Here is a 15,630-nt window from a genome sequence, read left to right as displayed (position 1 = left end):
TTGATGTTTAAAGTGCTACGCGACTGGATCCAGCGCTACTTCTCCGATGAAGAAGCGGTGGTGCTGGCCGTTCTGTTGGTTCTGGCGTTCACCGCCGTGCTCACCCTGGGCGGCATGCTCGCGCCGGTGTTGGCGGGGATGGTCCTGGCCTACCTGATGCAGGGTCTGGTGAGCACCCTGGAGCGCCTGCGACTGCCGGGCGCCGTGGCCGTCGGCCTGGTGTTCGCCTTGTTCATGGGCCTGTTGCTGCTGTTCATCGTGGTGGTGGTCCCGTTGCTTTGGCATCAGCTCATCGCCCTGTTCAACGAGTTGCCGGGGATGCTCGCCAAATGGCAATCGCTGCTGTTGCTGCTGCCCGAGCGCTATCCGCACCTGGTCTCGGATGAACAGGTGCTGCGGGCGATCGAAGTGGCGCGCGCGGAAATCGGCAAATTCGTGCAGTGGGCGCTGACGTTTTCGCTGTCCAGCCTGCCGCTGCTGGTCAACATCATGATTTACCTGGTGCTGGTACCGATCCTGGTGTTCTTCTTCCTCAAGGACCGGGCCATGATCGGCCAGTGGGTGCGCGGCTACCTGCCTCGCGAGCGCGCGCTGATCACCCGGGTCGGCCAGGAAATGAACCGGCAGATCGCCAATTACATTCGCGGCAAGGTCATGGAAATGGCGATTTGCGGCGGAGTGACCTACATCGGCTTCATCACCATGGGGCTCAACTACTCAGCGCTGCTGGCGTTGCTGGTGGGGGTGTCGGTGGTGGTGCCCTATGTCGGCGCGGTGGTGGTGACCGTGCCGGTGGCGCTGATAGCCCTGTTTCAGTGGGGTTGGAGCGATCAGTTCATCTACCTGATGGCGGTCTACGGGATCATCCAGACCCTGGATGGCAACGTGCTGGTGCCATTGCTGTTCTCCGAGGCGGTGAACCTGCACCCGGTGGCAATCATCTGTGCGGTACTGCTGTTCGGCGGGCTGTGGGGGTTCTGGGGCGTGTTCTTTGCGATCCCGCTGGCGACCCTGTTCAAGGCCGTTCTGGATGCCTGGCCGCGTAAGGAGCCGGTGGTGGCGCCGTTGTTGTAGCGTTGGCCTTACCGGCCTCTTCGCGAGCAGGCTCGCTCCCAGAGATACGCAATCCCCTGTGGGAGCGAGCCTGCTCGCGATGGCGTCATTCCAGACGCTACAAAGCTCAGCCCTGATTCAACGCCTGAGCCGCCGCCAACACAGCATCAACATGCCCCGGCACCTTAACCCCACGCCATTCCTGACGCAGCACACCGTCCTTGTCGATCAGGAAGGTGCTGCGATCAACGCCCATGTATTCCTTGCCATACAGTTTCTTCAGCTTGATCACATCGAACAGCTGGCAAAGGGCTTCGTCCTTGTCGCTGATCAGCTCGAAGGGGAATTCCTGCTTGCACTTGAAGTTCTCGTGGGACTTCAGGCTGTCACGCGAGACGCCGAACACTTCAGTGTTGGCGGTCGCGAACTGCGGGTACAGGTCGCGAAAACCCTGGCCCTCAGTGGTGCAGCCCGGCGTGCTGTCCTTGGGGTAGAAGTAGATGACTACCTGCTTGCCCTTGAGGGCGGCGAGGTTCACGGTCTGTCCGCTGGTGGCGGGTGCCGTGAAGTCGGCAACCGCCTGGTCGATGGCAACGGTCATGGCAAGCCTCCTTACATTGGGTTCTGTGGACGCCACGGTTCGATCAGGGCATCCAGGTTCAGCGCGTCGGCGAAATCGAGGAACTGGTCACGCAGCCAACTGATTTGCACGCCGGCCGGCAGGGTCACGGTAAACGTGGCGTTGAGCATGGTGCCGCCGGTCTGTGGCGCCTGGTAGGTGTCGCAGGTCAGGTTTTCCAACTCGACGTTGTGGTCAATGAAGAACTGGCACAGTTCATTGACGATGTCCGAGCGATAGGCGGCGCTGACGTACGCCACGTAAGGCAGGGCTTGCGGGCGGTTTTCCAGGGCCGCGCTGCGCACCACATTGACGGTGAACGCATGTTTCTTGGCCAGGCTCGGCAGGCTGGTCTCCAGGCGCGCCAAGGCGTCCCAGGAGCCGGAAATCTCGAGGACCAGTGCGCTGCACGCGCCATGGCGCGTCAGCCGGGAAGTGACCACGGCGCAGCGGTTTTCATGGCTGGCGCGGCACAGGACGTTAGTCAGCTCCATGGGGTTGGCGCCAAGGGCACTGATGACAAGGAATTGTTCGCGAACTGTGGGGGTGGACATGCAGCATTCCTAAAGCGATGAGCGGTCGGTACCTGGACAGGCTTGCACGTCGGTCAGGCGTCCGGATGCGAAATCTACAAGGTCCGGACCAAAGGGTTGCTTCGAGCTTGCGCAAGGCAGGTTCGGCGGCGTGGCAACGCAGGAACGGGGCTTGTGAGGCCGAAAATGGAGGCGTGAACCCGGCGCGCGAGGCGGTCGGTACGGATCAAAGTCTGAAGGGTAGCGAAAAGCGGCGCCAAGGGGAATGGCATGAGCGCAGTACTTCGCTTGTACAAGCATCTTGGCGCCAGTACCATTACCGCTCTCTTTTTCCGGCAGGAGCGTTTGCATGATTGCGGGCAGTATGGTGGCACTGGTCACTCCCATGGATGCACAAGGGCGTCTTGACTGGGACAGCCTCAGCAAACTCGTAGACTTCCACCTCAATAACGGCACCCACGCCATCGTCGCCGTCGGCACGACTGGCGAGTCGGCTACCCTTGACGTCGAAGAACACATTGCCGTCATCAAGGCCGTGGTCAAGCAGGTTGCCGGGCGCATCCCGGTGATCGCCGGCACCGGCGCCAACTCGACCCGCGAAGCCGTCGAATTGACCCGCAACGCCAAGGAAGCCGGCGCCGATGCCTGCCTGCTGGTAGTCCCGTACTACAACAAGCCGACCCAGGAAGGCCTGTACCAGCACTTCAAGCACATCGCCGAAGCCGTCGACATCCCGCAGATTCTCTACAACGTTCCCGGCCGCACCTCCTGCGACATGCAGGCCGAGACCGTGATCCGCCTGTCCAGCGTGCCGAACATCATCGGCATCAAGGAAGCCACTGGCGACCTGAAACGCGCCAAGGCCATCCTCGATGGCGTGAGCCCGGACTTCATCGTGCTGTCCGGCGATGATCCGACCGCTGTCGAGCTGATCCTGCTGGGCGGCAAGGGCAACATTTCCGTGACCGCCAACGTCGCACCGCGAGAAATGGCCGACCTTTGCGAAGCCGCACTCAAGGGCGACGCCGAGACCGCGCGTGCCATCAACGAAAAACTCATGCCGCTGCACAAGGACCTGTTCATCGAAGCCAACCCGATTCCGGTGAAGTGGGCTCTGGTCGAAATGGGCCTGATGCACGAAGGCATTCGCCTGCCTTTGACCTGGTTGAGCGCTCCTTGTCATGAAACGCTTCGCTCGGCCCTGCGCCAGTGCGAAGTATTGGTTTAATTGAGGAAGTAATACGCATGAAGCGACTGGCCGGACTTTCCGCACTTGCCTTGATTATCTCCAGCACCAGTGGCTGTGGATGGGTCTGGGGCCCGGAAGGTTATTTCCGTGACCGTGGTAGCGACTACCTCGAAGCGCAACAGACTGCACCGATGCAACTGCCGCCGGACATCCAGACCTCCAAACGTCTGGATCCACTGCTGCCGATCCCGCGCAACGTGGCCGACGACACCGCCAAGGGTGAGTACGTCGTGCCGCGTCCGCAACCCTTGTCCGCCGTTGCCGAAGCCAGTGACTACAGCCTGCAAAAAAGCGGCGACTCGCGCTGGCTGATGGCTCAACGTCCACCGGCTGAAGTCTGGCCGGTAGCCGTACAGTTCTTCCAGGACAACGGTTTCCGCCTGGATCAGCAGCGTCCGCAAACGGGCGAGTTCACCACCACCTGGCAGCGTTCCGACGAGCTGTCGGCGGCAATGGCCAAGCGCCTGGCCAGTGCTGGCGTCGCGGCTGATGCCGAGACCCGAGTACGGGTACGCGTCGAGCCTGGCGTGCAGCGCAACACCAGTGAAGTCTACGTCGTCAGCGCCGAGCGTCCTGCTGGCAGCACGGATGACGTCGCATTCACCAATCGCTCGGTCAATACCGGTCTCGATGCCGCGCTGGTCGACGACATGCTGGCCAGCATGAGCCGCATCTCCGAGAAGGGCGGGTCGGTCTCGATGCTCGCCTCGCGTGATTTCGACACTCCAAGCCGCGTCAGCCTGATCGAAGACGGCAGCGGCAACCCGGTGCTCAACGTCGGCAACGACCTCGACCGCGCCTGGTCGAGCGTTGGCCGTGCGCTGGAGCAGGGTGAGTGGCGCGTTGAAGACATCAACCGCAGCCTGGGCCTCTACTACATCAACCTGGCGGAAAAAGCCGAGAAGAAGAATGAGAAGCCTGGCTTCTTCGCGAGCCTGTTCGGCAGCTCTCCAGCCAAGGAAGAAGTCGAGGCGCGCGCCGAGCGTTATCAGGTACGCCTGAGCAAGGTCGGCGAGAACGTCCAGGTCACCGTGGAAAAAGACATCAACACCGTGGCGCCGGCTGAAGTGGCGCGCAAAGTGTTGGGCGTGATTCAGGACAACCTGGGCTGATCGAATGCGTTTTGCCGTTCTCGGCAGCGGTAGCCAAGGGAACGGCACGCTGATAGCCAGTGACGACACCTGTGTCCTGGTCGATTGTGGTTTCTCCCTGCGAGAAACCGAAAAACGCCTGCTGCGCCTGGGTGTATGCCCGACGCAACTGAGCGCGATACTGGTAACCCACGAACATGCCGACCACGTGCATGGCGTGGGTTTGCTGTCTCGGCGCTACAATATTCCCGTTTACCTCAGCCGTGGCACCTTGCGCGGGATGCGCAAGCCGGTAGAACCGGCAGGGTTCGTGGCTGGAGGTGAACAGTTGCAGATCGGCGGGCTGAGCATCGGCGTGATCGCCGTGGCCCATGATGCACGGGAACCGACGCAATACGTCTTCAGTGACGGCACGCGGCGGTTTGGCCTGCTCACCGACCTGGGTTCGTATTGCGCGACCGTGCTGGACGGCTACAAGGACCTCGATGCGTTGATGATCGAGTCCAACCATTGCCGTGATCGCCTGGCGCGTGGTCACTACCCGACCTTTCTCAAGCAGCGGGTGGGTGGCGAACTGGGACATTTGAACAACCACCAGGCGGCATTCCTGGTGTCCGAGTTGGGCTGGAAAGACCTGCAACACCTGGTACTGGCCCATCTGAGCAGCAAGAACAACCTGCCGCAGCTGGCCCGGCAATGTTTTGTCGACACCCTCGGGTGCGACCCGGACTGGCTGCAACTGGCCGATCAAGATTCAGGGCTCGACTGGCGACACATCGCCTAGCCCATCTACTTAGCAAGCGGAGCCCATCATGGAAAAACGTGAAGAACTCTACCGCGGCAAAGCCAAGTCGGTTTACCAGACCGACGACGCCAACCGCTTGATCCTGCTGTTTCGCAACGACACTTCGGCGTTCGACGGCAAGCGCATCGAACAACTCGATCGCAAAGGCATGGTGAACAACAAGTTCAACGCCTTCATCATGCAGAAACTCGAAGCGGCCGGCGTACCGACCCAATTCGACAAACTGCTGGGCGACAACGAGTGCCTGGTCAAAAAGCTGGACATGATCCCGGTTGAATGCGTCGTGCGTAACTACGCCGCCGGCAGCCTGGTCAAGCGCCTGGGTGTGGAGGAGGGCATGAAGCTCAACCCTTACACCTTCGAACTGTTCCTCAAGGACGACGCCAAGGGCGACCCGTTCATCAACGAATCCCACGTTGTGGCGTTCGGTTGGGGCACTGCCGAGCAACTGGTGCGCATGAAAGAACTGTCGCTCAAGGTCAATGAAGTCCTGAGCAAACTGTTCGACGACGCCGGCCTGCTGCTGGTCGACTTCAAACTTGAATTCGGCGTATTCCACGACGGCTCCATCGTCCTGGGCGACGAGTTCAGCCCGGACGGCTGCCGCCTGTGGGACAAGGCCACCGGCAAGAAGATGGACAAGGACCGCTTCCGCCAGGGCCTGGGTGACGTCATCGAAGCCTACGAAGAAGTCGCCAACCGCCTTGGCGTACCGCTGTAATCGACGCAAGCATCTGATAGCACGGAAAAAAATTCACCAGAGGGCTTGCTTTCGGTGACCGTGCTGTTATGATTCGCGCCGTTGGAGAGATGCCAGAGTGGCCGAATGGGACGGATTCGAAATCCGTTGTACCTTCACCGGTACCTAGGGTTCGAATCCCTATCTCTCCGCCATTACACAGAAAAAGCCCCCGTCGCTGAAAAGCGCGGGGGCTTTTTCGTTTCTGGTGTTGGGCTACTTCAAAGGGTCTTTATAACCAGGACAATATCAAGATCCTTGGTGGCTCGAAATGCTTGGCCAGATGCGTCCATGGTGAGCCAGGAGGCAACGCCGCCTATGAGGACGTATTGATGTTGGAATGCGCGGAAGTAGTGCCCGAAAACGTCTAATCCTCGGATTTGAGCCATGTCACGTTCTCCCTGAGTTCATCCAGAGCCTGCTGTACACGCTCATCCGGGTTGTCTTGCAGGCTCAGCAGCAACGACGCTTCGTCGGCGATGTGCCGGTCTTCCTTGAGGCTGGGATAGGCCCAGATTTCTATCCAGGCCTTGGTCATATCAAGCGATTCGGCGAGCTTGAATGCCTGCTCCCCGCGCATGCGGTCGAACTGATTTTTGCTCATGCCAAAAACCGGGTGTGCAGGATCTGCAAGCATCGTGAGTGTGGCCAGGGCGCTTTCGCCGCTTAGAAATACGCCGTTGCCCGGCTGAAGCAAGCGGTCAATTGCGACTTTGCGTTTAACCGGCGAGCGCAGGCAGTGGCGGGCCTTGGCATAGACCGCTGCGGGAGTCGCGGTAAATGAATAGAGTTTTTTGAATCCAGGGTTTTCAGCGGGATGGACGATTTCGAGAGCCGTCAATTGATCGATGACTTTGCCAAGGGTGACCCGGCTGTACTTGAACCCCTCCATAATGGCGTTGGAACTGAAGGTCTTTTCGCTGTGCCAGCCCTCGTACAGACGTGCCAGCAGCATGGCTTGGGAGGCAGGAAAAAGCGCCGACACCGCCTGCTCGCTTCGTCGCACGCGAATCCTCTCGCGCAGGTCCATCGCCAGTTCAGGGATAAACAGCTGGTAGCCGGGCTGGATAAAGTTGATCTGGCTGGCGATCAGGCTTCACCGTTCCGACACCGAGAGCGACCTGCACGCGTACACGATCACTTCGTCGGTGACTTTTCGTACCTGGGCGAGGTGTTTGCCGAGGGTAACGACGCCCGGGTACGGGTCGTTGACCGGTAGCAGCGCAATCATCGATAGGCGAGATGCCTTTGATACGCCGCCAAGCGAGACGACCAGATTGACCAGTTGGTACGACTCCTTGATGTAGTGAGGAACCTTGAGCGCCGAAGCCGGCTTTATTGCGACATCCGCACCTAGTATCGATGATGCGGTAGCCGGCAGTGTCGAGGAGGGCGTGCAGGGGCTGGGAGGTTTTGACGAATAGGGTGGGGTGTTCGTCGGCGTTGCTGGTGAGGGCCATGTAGTCGTGCATGAGTAAAGCTCCACAGGTGAGAGATTTACCAGCCCTGTCGTCGCCAAACGAAAGGGTGGCAACTGTACGCAGGTTGGCGAACCGGTGTGGAGGCCGGCAGACCCGAAGGTCTCCCGCGCACAGCTGCCATAACGACAACTCTGCGAATGCAAAAACGCCTGCAACCAAGCAAACGCTTCTGCATTCCACAACGGGTCGCCAAACCCGGTCGCCATGGGGCGACGGGCGGACTATAAGCCGCAGGGCAAAGCGGGTGCAAGAGATTGCTTTGGAAGGGGATTCCGAGGCGGCTGTAGGGAGTTACTTAATGTGTTTAGGTTCGTGATTCCTCACGCCGAAACCCTAACCCCACCCACCAAAATCTCCGCCCCCGCCACCTTGCACAACTCCACCCCCGCCGCTGCAAACCGGATCGCACAGCGCATGTACATCACGCCGCTGACGGAACTGCGCACCATCTCGGTATGCCCGCTGATGGGATCAATGATGTGGACGACCGGCTGATCACGTTCAATCCAGGCACCCGGTTTATGCAGGAACACCACCAGCCCGGCGCAGGGCGCGTGGAGCGTGAGGGAGCCTTCGAACGGGGTGATCGGTTGCAGCAGTTCGGGCAGTGGGGGAGGTGTGCCGGCGAGGATGCCTCGGTGTTGCAGGAAGGCGTAGAGGGCGGCGGCGTCCGTGGCGGCCAGGGCGTGTTCGACGTCGGCTTCGCCGCGCAATTCGACGGTGGCAGCGACGCAGCCGGAGGGGATTGGGAAGCTCGCGCCGAACTGTTCTGCGAGGCGCCACCAGGGCTGGCCGCAGGCTTCGTCGAATGATCCGGCGCCGGTCCCGCTAGCCAGCAACGTGGCCTGGGCGCCGATGTAGCGGGCGAGGGGGGCGAGCTCGTCCCGGTAGGGCGTCTCGCCGTACAGATGGACTACTGCCTGGGCATCGCAATGCAGGTCGAGGACAAAATCGGCATCCACCGCCAGCAGTAGTTGTGCCTGGCGCAGGGAGTCGATTTCGCTGCCCGGCTGCAGGCATTGCAGGGCTTCGACCATCGCTTGGCGAATGATCCGGCGGTTCTCCAGCGCATCGCTGCCCAACTCGTCGTTGATGCTTTCGACGATCAACGAGGCCAGGTCCGGGTATCGCCGGTTGAAGTTCTCGCCACTGTTGAAATCGAAACGGCCCATGGCGTCGTGCATCAGGGTCTGTTCCAGGCCGATCGGATTGGCGATCGGCACCAGCACGATCTCCCCAAGGATCTCACCACGGGATTCGGCGGCGTCGAGCAGTTGCCGCAAGTGATGCAACGCCAGCATGCCTGGCAGTTCGTCGGCGTGCAGGCTGGCTTGCAGGTAGACCTTGCCGGCGCCACCGGCCTGACCGTAATGCAGGCTGATCAATTCACGCCGGGTGCAGGGCGTGCGGGTCAGCAAGGGGTGATGGTGCACGCGCATGGGGCGCTCCTTGTCAGGTCGAGCGTTGCATCTTTATGAAAATTCACGCCCCCCACAATCGAATAATTTGCCCGTCACTGGTGAGCCAGATGATCCTTTCGCCCTCGCGTGAGGGGTGGCTTTTGTTCAATTAAATTGGACAAAGGCGCAAATTTATTTCGATTGATGTAATTGTTTTGTCACCAATACTAGAGCCCTCGAAACAGGCAGGGATACGCCTGCCTCATCATAAGAATAAAGAGGTGCTCGCATGACCAGCTGTGCCCAGGCGCTCGTCCAGTTACTCGAAGGCTACGGTGTGGAGTCGGTGTTCGGCATTCCCGGCGTGCACACCGTTGAACTGTATCGCGGACTGCACGGCAGTTCGCTGCGCCACATCAGCCCACGCCATGAGCAGGGCGCCGGTTTCATGGCCGACGGCTATGCCCGCGCCAGCGGCAAACCGGGGGTGTGCTTCATCATCACCGGCCCTGGCATGACCAACATTCTCACCGCCATGGGTCAGGCCTACGCCGACTCGATCCCGATGCTGGTGATCTCCACCACCAGCCGCCGCGAGCATCAGCGCCTGGGTCATGGCTACCTGCACGAAATGCCCGATCAACGTGCAGTAGTCGCCGGGGTCTGCGCCTTCAGCCATACCCTGCAGCGGCCACAGGAGCTGCCGGAAGTGCTGGCCCGTGCCTTCGCGTTGTTCAACTGCGCGCGTCCACGTCCGGTGCACATCGAAATTCCCCTCGACGTACTCGAGATGCCGGCCGATGGTCTCGATTTGCGTCCACGCAACTTGCCGCAAGCCCCGGCGCCGGCCGCCGCGAACATCGACGCGGCGTTGCAATTGCTGGCAGCGGCCCGCAAGCCGCTGATCCTCGCCGGTGGCGGTGCGCGGCGTGCGGGCCAGGCGTTGCAGGCACTGGCCGAGCGTCTGCAGGCCCCCGTCGCGCTGACCACCAATGCCCGTGGCTTGCTGGCGCCGGAACACCCTTTGTTGCTCGACGGTGTGCAATCGTCGGCACACGGCCGGGCACTGTTCGGCGAAGCCGATGTGGTCCTCGCGGTGGGCACCGAGCTGGGTGAAACCGACTACGACTTTTTCGGCCTCGGGCCATTGGCGTTGAACGCGCCGCTTATTCGCCTGGACATCGATCCGCTGCAAATCCTCGGCGCCACCCGTGCCGACGTTGGCCTGCTGGGCGATGCCGGACTGGGCTTGCAGGCGCTGTTGAATGGCCTGCCCGACACTCAGGTCAGCGACTGGCCGAGCCTCAGCGTAGCCCGCACCAATGCCGCCGAGCGCAGCAGTTGGAGCCACAAACAGAACGTCATGCAGCAGATGCTCGACACCCTGCGCGACAGCCTGCCGGCGCCGATTGTGGTCGGCGACTCGACGCAGCCGGTGTATCAGGGCGCACTCGGCTACCGGGCGCCGCAAGCCAATAGCTGGTTCAACGCCGGCACCGGTTTCGGCACCCTCGGCTACGGCTTGCCGGCGGCGATTGGCGCCAAATTGGCGATGCCGGAGCGTCCGGTGCTGGCGGTGGTTGGCGACGGTGGCGTGCAGTTCTCCAGTGCCGAACTGATCGCCGCCCGTGAAGCCCAGGCCGGGGTGATCGTGGTGCTGTGGAACAACCACTGCTACGCCGAGATTCGCGACTACATGACCGCGCGCGATATCCCGCCATTGGGCGTCGACATCCTGCCACCGGACTTCGCAGCGCTGGCCAAGTCCTGCCACGTGCAGCACCTGTCTATCAACAGCCGCGAGCAGTTGCGTGAAGTGCTCGCGGGTCTCGTCGACACCCGTCAGCCGGTGCTGCTGGAACTCGACGCCGCCGCCTTCCTGTCTGCCTGAGCAGCCTCCGCCGAACCCTTGGGAAAAAGTCGCATGGAATTGCAGAAAAGATTTGCCCGCAAATGGATCGACCAGCATCGCCAGCAATTGTCCGACTGGCACCAGATTATCTGGCACTACGCGGAGCCGGCGTTTCGTGAATACAAATCCTGCGCCTGGTACGTCGAACGGCTGCGCAAGGAAGGTTTCACCGTTGAAGAAGGCAGCGGCGGCATGCCGACGGCCTTCTGCGCCACCTTCAGCAATGGCGACGGTCCGGTGCTGGCGACCTACGCCGAATACGACGCGGTGCCCGGCAACTGTCAGGCCGCGACCACCCGCAAAATGCCGCGCGATGGCCTGTCACGCTTCGCCCCGGGTCATACCGACCCGCATTCGGCGCTGGGCATCAGTGCCCTCGGCGGGGTGCTGGCGGCCAAGGCGGCGATGCTCGAATTCGGTATCCAGGGCACCATCCGCTTCTTCGGCGAGCCGGCGGAAAAACTTCGGGCGTCGAAGCCGGTCCACGCCGCCAAGGGTTACTACGACAACCTCGACGCGGCGATCAGCTTCCACCCGACCTACATGCTGCCGCTGAACAACACCACCACCTGGGACACCCATTGCGGGATCGCCTACGCCTACATCTATAGCTTCACCTGCGAAGACCCGGAGAACTGGATCGCCGCCGACCGCTACAGCCCGATCCCGCAGAATCACCTGGCCGCCCGCGCGCCGGGGGCCAACGATGCGCTGATGCACTTCTACAACCTCAACGAAAGCCTGCGCCGTTCGACCCTGCCGTTCACCGGGCTGTGGAGCTACAACGAAGCCATCCTCACCGCCGGCCAGGCCACGGCCGACAACCTGCCGCCACACTTGTCGCAGATCCAGTACCTGCTGCGCTGCGACTCGATCGAGCAGGCCGAGACCATTTCTTCGGTGATGGACAACAACGCCGCCGCTGCGGCGATGGCCACCGGTTGCCAGTGGAAAAAGACCTGGGTCTGCAAGTCCCGTGGCGGCCTGGCCAACCACGTCCTGGCCCAGTCCACCTACGACAATCTGGCCGCCATCGGCGCGCCGCAGTGGGGTCTGGAAGCCTGTGAAATCGCCCGGGAAATCCAGGTCAACCTGGGCCTGGAACCGATGGCCGAACCCTTTCTGCCAGCCATCGAACAACTGATCGATCCGCAGGAGTGCGAACGGCAGATGCGCCTGCAAATGCCGGCCTGGCAGAAATACCTGACCTCCGACGACTACCCGGAATACACCTGGCATTGCCCGACCGTGCGCTTGCTGGTGGCGCGGCCGATGCTTGCTGCGCCGGCCGGTCACGTCTACCCGGACTGGGTCTCGAATGCCCTCGGCGGCATTGCGCAGACCATCGACCCAATGATTGACGTCGCCTCGAAAACCATCGCCACCACGTTGCTCGATCTGTTCTGCAACGAGGATCTGCTGGCCGCCGCCAAGGCCGAATTCGACCAGCGCACCGGCGGTGGCATCGGCGGCGAACACTGGCAGGCACCGTTGCTGCCCAGCGACTTCCAGGCTCCGCACCGTTACCGCTGGCCGGAATACATCAGCACCGCGCGCGGTGAGGAATGGTGGATCCCGGCGCGCGAGGACGAGTGATCCCAGCGTCAGCCCTGCGTACCGAAACAACAAGAATTCGAGGAACCAGACGTGCAAGCACTGACCAACGTCAACATCCCGCAGCCCGAGGCGGACACCGCCGTCGTCGCCATCGACGACCTGCATAAAAGCTACGCCGATCACCACGTGCTCAAGGGCATTTCGATGCGCGCCAAAGAGGGCGAGGTGGTCTCGCTGATCGGCTCCAGCGGCTCGGGCAAAAGTACTTTGCTGCGTTGCATCAACCTGCTGGAAATCCCCTGCAGCGGCAGCCTGCGGATTAATGGTGAACAGGTAAAGCTGAAGACCGGGCGCCACGGCGAGGCGCAGGTCGCCGACCCGCGTCAGGTCGAGCGCCTGCGCACGCGGCTGAGCATGGTGTTCCAGAGTTTCAACCTGTGGCCCCATCGCACGGTGCTGGAGAACGTCATCGAGGCACCGGTGTATGTGCTCGGTGAGGACCGCAAAGAGGCCACCGCCCATGCCGAACACTTGCTGGAAAAAGTCGGCCTGGTCGACAAGCGCAATGTCTATCCGGCGTTCCTTTCCGGCGGCCAGCAACAGCGCGTGGCGATTGCCCGCGCCCTGGCCATGCGTCCGCAAGTGATGCTGTTCGACGAGCCGACCTCAGCCCTCGATCCTGAGCTGGTGGGCGAAGTGTTGCGAGTGATCCAGGGCATCGCCGAAGAAGGCCGGACCATGATCCTGGTGACCCACGAAATGGCTTTCGCCCGTGACGTGTCGAGCAAGGTGATTTACCTGCACCAGGGCCGGGTCGAGGAAGAGGGGACGCCGCAGCAGGTGTTGCTGGATCCGCGCAGCGAGCGCTGCCGGCAGTTTGTGATGGCCCAGGATAACCGCGGGTAATCGCGCCGGTTTTTTCAACCTCGATAACAACAACCTGAAAGAGGCACCCCTGCATGAAAAAAACTCTATTGGTTACCCTGCAAGCCTGCGTCCTGGCCGCTATCGCGAGCAGCGCCGTGGCCGCTGACAAACTGGTGTTCGGCATCGCCCTGGAACCCTATCCGCCGTTCTCGTTCAAGAGCGGCAAGGGCGACTGGAGCGGTTTCGAGCCGGAGATGATCACCGCCGTCTGTGCACGTATGCAGGCCGATTGCACCCTCAATGAAATGTCCTGGGACGGTCTGATTCCAGCCCTTAAATCGCAGCAGGTGGACGTGGTCCTCAACTCGCTGTCGATCACCCCCGAGCGCCAGCAGGTGATCGATTTCACCCAGCCGTATTTCTTCACTCGCGCCCTGTGGATCGGCGAAAGCGCGCTGCCGCTGGAAGCCACCCCGGAAGGCCTGAAGGGCAAGATCATCGGCGTGCAGGGCTCGACCACTCACTCGGCGTTCGTCAAGAAGTACTACGGCGCGACCTCGACCATTCGTTACTACAACGATCAGGACGACATCCTCTCCGACCTGCGCAGCGGCCGTATCGACATCATGCTCGGCGACCAGTTGGTGGTCGAACCGCTGCTCGACCAGCCGGAAAACTCCATGCTCGCCAGCAAGGGTGTGGCGCCCCTCGATCCGTTGTTCGGTGAAGGCGTCGGCGCTGGCGTGCGCAAGGGCAACGACGCCCTGCGTGAGCGTTTGAACGTGGCGCTGCAAGCGCTGCGTGACGACGGCACCTACCAGAAGATTCAACAGCGCTACTTCAAGACCGATATCTCGGCCCTTGAGTGATCCGCTGTATCAAGCAAACCCAGCGAAGGTGTGCGCATGACTGTTACTGAAATCTCCCGGCTGTTTTTTGCTGACGGTTGGCTGCAGGCCCTGGCCGAGGGCATGGTGAAAACCCTGGGTATTTCCCTGGGCGCCTTCGTCCTGGGATTGTCGATCGGTTTGATCGTGGCCATGGTCAAGCTCAAGGGGCCGCGCTGGATGGTGGTCTGTGCCAATTGGTACACCACCCTGTACCGCGCGGTGCCGGAATTGCTGTTGATCCTGTTGCTGTATTACGCCGGCGCCGACCTGATCAACCTGACCATGGCCGCGCTCGGCCAACCGGCGGTCGAGATCAACGGTTTCATGGCGGCGGTGGTGGTGCTTGGCATCGTTCAGGGCGCCTATTCGGGTGAAATCATCCGTGGCGCCATCGAGTCGATTCCCCATGGCCAGATCGAGGCGGCACGCGCTTATGGCATCAACCGGTTGATGCTGGTGCGCCGGGTGATCCTGCCGAGCATGCTGCCGTTCGCTATCGCCGGGCTGTCCAACCTGTGGCTGGTGCTGGTCAAGGAAAGCGCGCTGATCAGCGTGGTCGGCTACAGCGAACTGCTGACCGCCGGCCGCCAGGCAGCGGCCTCGACCAAGCACTACTTGCTGTTTTACCTGGCGGTCGCGGCGTTCTATTACCTGATCACGCTGGTCTCCAGTTCGGTCTTCCGGCAGGTCGAAGTGCGCTTCGAACGCTGGATGCCACGGCACTCATAGGGAAGGGCGGTGATGGACTTTCAATGGATAAGCAGTTTTTACAATGAATTGGTCAGGGGCCTGGGGCTGACGCTCCAGTTGCTGTTGATCTCGGGGTTCTTCGGTTTCCTGATGGCGATTGGCGTGGCCCTGGGGCGTTTGTCGAAGAATCCGTTCCTGGCCAACGGCCTGCGGTTCTACACCAGTGTCCTGCGTGGCACGCCCTTGCTGGTGCAGATCTACGTGCTTTACTACGGCGTGGGCAGCCTGTTCGCCACCTTCCCGTTGATTCGCGGCAGTATGTTCTGGCCTTACTTGCGTGAAGGTTTCTGGTACGTTGCGTTTGCCCTGACCCTGAGTGTGTCGGCCTACGTCGGCGAAGTGCTGCGTGGCGGTTTGCGCGCGGTGCCGCGTGGCGAGCTGGAAGCGGGGCGGGCCTATGGCATGCGCCCGTGGCTGGTGCTGCGGCGGGTGTGGATGCCACGGGCGTTGCAGATGTTGCGGCCGACCCTCGCAGGCGAAAGCGTGATGTTGCTCAAGGCCACGGCGCTGGCCTCGACGGTCGCGGTGACCGACCTGCTCGGCGCGGCGAACCTGGTACGTGCGCAAACGTTGCGGGTCTATGAACCGCTGCTGGTGGTCGCGGTGATCTACATCATTCTGGCGATCGTGATCGAACAAGGCTTTGCCCGTATCGGCAAGACGCCCCAACGTCAGGCCTGACTT

At 61.6% G+C, this 15,630-nt stretch carries 16 protein-coding genes, 1 tRNA gene and 1 pseudogene; 12 read left to right on the top strand and 6 right to left on the bottom strand.

Annotated elements, in window-relative coordinates; all coding sequences use genetic code 11:
• Positions 1 to 3 precede the first annotated feature (3 nt).
• On the top strand, positions 4 to 1,074 hold the full coding sequence (locus NR126_RS12235; protein WP_105755993.1) for an AI-2E family transporter: 1,071 nt from the start codon (positions 4 to 6) through the stop codon (positions 1,072 to 1,074).
• Between the two features lie 106 nt (positions 1,075 to 1,180).
• On the opposite strand, the gene NR126_RS12230 is transcribed toward NR126_RS12235, so the two are convergent.
• Positions 1,181 to 1,654, bottom strand: coding sequence for a peroxiredoxin (locus tag NR126_RS12230; RefSeq protein ID WP_105755994.1), 474 nt, complete (start codon positions 1,652 to 1,654; stop codon positions 1,181 to 1,183).
• Positions 1,655 to 1,665: 11 nt separating this feature from the next.
• Entirely contained in the window at positions 1,666 to 2,226 is a 561-nt protein-coding gene (locus NR126_RS12225) for a glycine cleavage system protein R (protein WP_027619256.1), read from the bottom strand.
• Between the two features lie 328 nt (positions 2,227 to 2,554).
• On the opposite strand from NR126_RS12225, the gene dapA reads away from it, so the two are divergent.
• The 5 genes from dapA (at position 2,555) to NR126_RS12200 (ending at position 6,244) form a co-directional block, all read left to right on the top strand.
• Positions 2,555 to 3,433: a 4-hydroxy-tetrahydrodipicolinate synthase gene (gene dapA / locus NR126_RS12220; protein WP_105755995.1), complete on the top strand. Its 879-nt coding sequence runs from the start codon at positions 2,555 to 2,557 to the stop codon at positions 3,431 to 3,433.
• A 17-nt stretch (positions 3,434 to 3,450) separates the two neighbouring features.
• Positions 3,451 to 4,566, top strand: coding sequence for an outer membrane protein assembly factor BamC (gene bamC / locus NR126_RS12215; protein ID WP_027619254.1), 1,116 nt, complete (start codon positions 3,451 to 3,453; stop codon positions 4,564 to 4,566).
• 4 nt (positions 4,567 to 4,570) lie between these two features.
• On the top strand, positions 4,571 to 5,329 hold the full coding sequence (locus tag NR126_RS12210) for an MBL fold metallo-hydrolase (RefSeq protein WP_027619253.1): 759 nt from the start codon (positions 4,571 to 4,573) through the stop codon (positions 5,327 to 5,329).
• Positions 5,330 to 5,357: 28 nt separating this feature from the next.
• Positions 5,358 to 6,071 carry a phosphoribosylaminoimidazolesuccinocarboxamide synthase gene (gene purC, locus NR126_RS12205; RefSeq protein WP_095171833.1) on the top strand — a complete coding sequence of 238 codons (714 nt, stop codon included), beginning with the start codon at positions 5,358 to 5,360 and terminating at the stop codon, positions 6,069 to 6,071.
• Between the two features lie 83 nt (positions 6,072 to 6,154).
• Positions 6,155 to 6,244 (top strand) — tRNA-Ser (locus NR126_RS12200).
• A gap of 212 nt (positions 6,245 to 6,456) precedes the next feature.
• Here NR126_RS12200 and NR126_RS12195 read toward each other — a convergent pair.
• The 4 genes and pseudogenes from NR126_RS12195 to NR126_RS12180 form a co-directional block, all read right to left on the bottom strand.
• Positions 6,457 to 7,119 carry a hypothetical protein gene (locus NR126_RS12195; protein ID WP_256830304.1) on the bottom strand — a complete coding sequence of 221 codons (663 nt, stop codon included), beginning with the start codon at positions 7,117 to 7,119 and terminating at the stop codon, positions 6,457 to 6,459.
• Between the two features lie 66 nt (positions 7,120 to 7,185).
• Positions 7,186 to 7,320, bottom strand: a complete 135-nt coding sequence (locus tag NR126_RS12190) for a hypothetical protein (RefSeq protein WP_256830312.1) — start codon at positions 7,318 to 7,320, stop codon at positions 7,186 to 7,188.
• A gap of 133 nt (positions 7,321 to 7,453) precedes the next feature.
• Positions 7,454 to 7,561 (bottom strand): annotated as a pseudogene (locus NR126_RS12185) (short-chain dehydrogenase); the annotation flags it as partial.
• Positions 7,562 to 7,890: 329 nt separating this feature from the next.
• Positions 7,891 to 9,009, bottom strand: coding sequence for a succinylglutamate desuccinylase/aspartoacylase family protein (locus NR126_RS12180; protein ID WP_256830303.1), 1,119 nt, complete (start codon positions 9,007 to 9,009; stop codon positions 7,891 to 7,893).
• A 250-nt stretch (positions 9,010 to 9,259) separates the two neighbouring features.
• Here NR126_RS12180 and NR126_RS12175 point away from each other — a divergent pair, with 250 nt between their 5' ends.
• The 6 genes from NR126_RS12175 to NR126_RS12150 are packed head-to-tail and all read left to right on the top strand — an operon-like array spanning position 9,260 to position 15,627.
• Positions 9,260 to 10,861, top strand: coding sequence for a 5-guanidino-2-oxopentanoate decarboxylase (locus NR126_RS12175; protein WP_256830302.1), 1,602 nt, complete (start codon positions 9,260 to 9,262; stop codon positions 10,859 to 10,861).
• 33 nt (positions 10,862 to 10,894) lie between these two features.
• A complete protein-coding gene (locus NR126_RS12170) occupies positions 10,895 to 12,478 on the top strand; it encodes an amidohydrolase (protein WP_256830301.1) in 1,584 nt (527 codons plus the stop codon).
• A 51-nt stretch (positions 12,479 to 12,529) separates the two neighbouring features.
• A complete protein-coding gene (locus NR126_RS12165; protein WP_372826334.1) occupies positions 12,530 to 13,345 on the top strand; it encodes an ABC transporter ATP-binding protein in 816 nt (271 codons plus the stop codon).
• A 53-nt stretch (positions 13,346 to 13,398) separates the two neighbouring features.
• The gene (locus tag NR126_RS12160; protein ID WP_027619247.1) at positions 13,399 to 14,175 is read left to right on the top strand and encodes a transporter substrate-binding domain-containing protein; all 777 of its coding nucleotides are present in this window, start codon (positions 13,399 to 13,401) and stop codon (positions 14,173 to 14,175) included.
• Positions 14,176 to 14,211: 36 nt separating this feature from the next.
• The gene (locus NR126_RS12155; protein WP_051550545.1) at positions 14,212 to 14,925 is read left to right on the top strand and encodes an ABC transporter permease; all 714 of its coding nucleotides are present in this window, start codon (positions 14,212 to 14,214) and stop codon (positions 14,923 to 14,925) included.
• Between the two features lie 12 nt (positions 14,926 to 14,937).
• A complete protein-coding gene (locus tag NR126_RS12150; protein WP_027619245.1) occupies positions 14,938 to 15,627 on the top strand; it encodes an ABC transporter permease in 690 nt (229 codons plus the stop codon).
• Positions 15,628 to 15,630 lie beyond the last annotated feature (3 nt).

Origin of the sequence: Pseudomonas sp. Pse1 (assembly GCF_024519635.1) — a bacterium.
GTDB lineage: Bacteria > Pseudomonadota > Gammaproteobacteria > Pseudomonadales > Pseudomonadaceae > Aquipseudomonas.
Note: the sequence above shows the minus strand (reverse complement) of the source record. Positions and strands in the feature narration are given on the sequence as shown.

Bases quoted from the DNA above. Each gene is read 5' to 3' on its own strand.
- NR126_RS12190 (WP_256830312.1), bottom strand. From the start codon at position 7,320: ATGATTGCGCTGCTACCGGTCAACGACCCGTACCCGGGCGTCGTTACC.
- NR126_RS12180 (WP_256830303.1), bottom strand. From the start codon at position 9,009: ATGCGCGTGCACCATCACCCCTTGCTGACCCGCACGCCCTGCACCCGG.
- bamC (WP_027619254.1), top strand. From the start codon at position 3,451: ATGAAGCGACTGGCCGGACTTTCCGCACTTGCCTTGATTATCTCCAGC.
- NR126_RS12155 (WP_051550545.1), top strand. From the start codon at position 14,212: ATGACTGTTACTGAAATCTCCCGGCTGTTTTTTGCTGACGGTTGGCTG.
- NR126_RS12235 (WP_105755993.1), top strand. From the start codon at position 4: ATGTTTAAAGTGCTACGCGACTGGATCCAGCGCTACTTCTCCGATGAA.
- NR126_RS12150 (WP_027619245.1), top strand. From the start codon at position 14,938: ATGGACTTTCAATGGATAAGCAGTTTTTACAATGAATTGGTCAGGGGC.
- NR126_RS12225 (WP_027619256.1), bottom strand. From the start codon at position 2,226: ATGTCCACCCCCACAGTTCGCGAACAATTCCTTGTCATCAGTGCCCTT.
- NR126_RS12160 (WP_027619247.1), top strand. From the start codon at position 13,399: ATGAAAAAAACTCTATTGGTTACCCTGCAAGCCTGCGTCCTGGCCGCT.
- NR126_RS12210 (WP_027619253.1), top strand. From the start codon at position 4,571: ATGCGTTTTGCCGTTCTCGGCAGCGGTAGCCAAGGGAACGGCACGCTG.
- dapA (WP_105755995.1), top strand. From the start codon at position 2,555: ATGATTGCGGGCAGTATGGTGGCACTGGTCACTCCCATGGATGCACAA.
- purC (WP_095171833.1), top strand. From the start codon at position 5,358: ATGGAAAAACGTGAAGAACTCTACCGCGGCAAAGCCAAGTCGGTTTAC.
- NR126_RS12230 (WP_105755994.1), bottom strand. From the start codon at position 1,654: ATGACCGTTGCCATCGACCAGGCGGTTGCCGACTTCACGGCACCCGCC.
- NR126_RS12170 (WP_256830301.1), top strand. From the start codon at position 10,895: ATGGAATTGCAGAAAAGATTTGCCCGCAAATGGATCGACCAGCATCGC.
- NR126_RS12195 (WP_256830304.1), bottom strand. From the start codon at position 7,119: ATGGACCTGCGCGAGAGGATTCGCGTGCGACGAAGCGAGCAGGCGGTG.
- NR126_RS12175 (WP_256830302.1), top strand. From the start codon at position 9,260: ATGACCAGCTGTGCCCAGGCGCTCGTCCAGTTACTCGAAGGCTACGGT.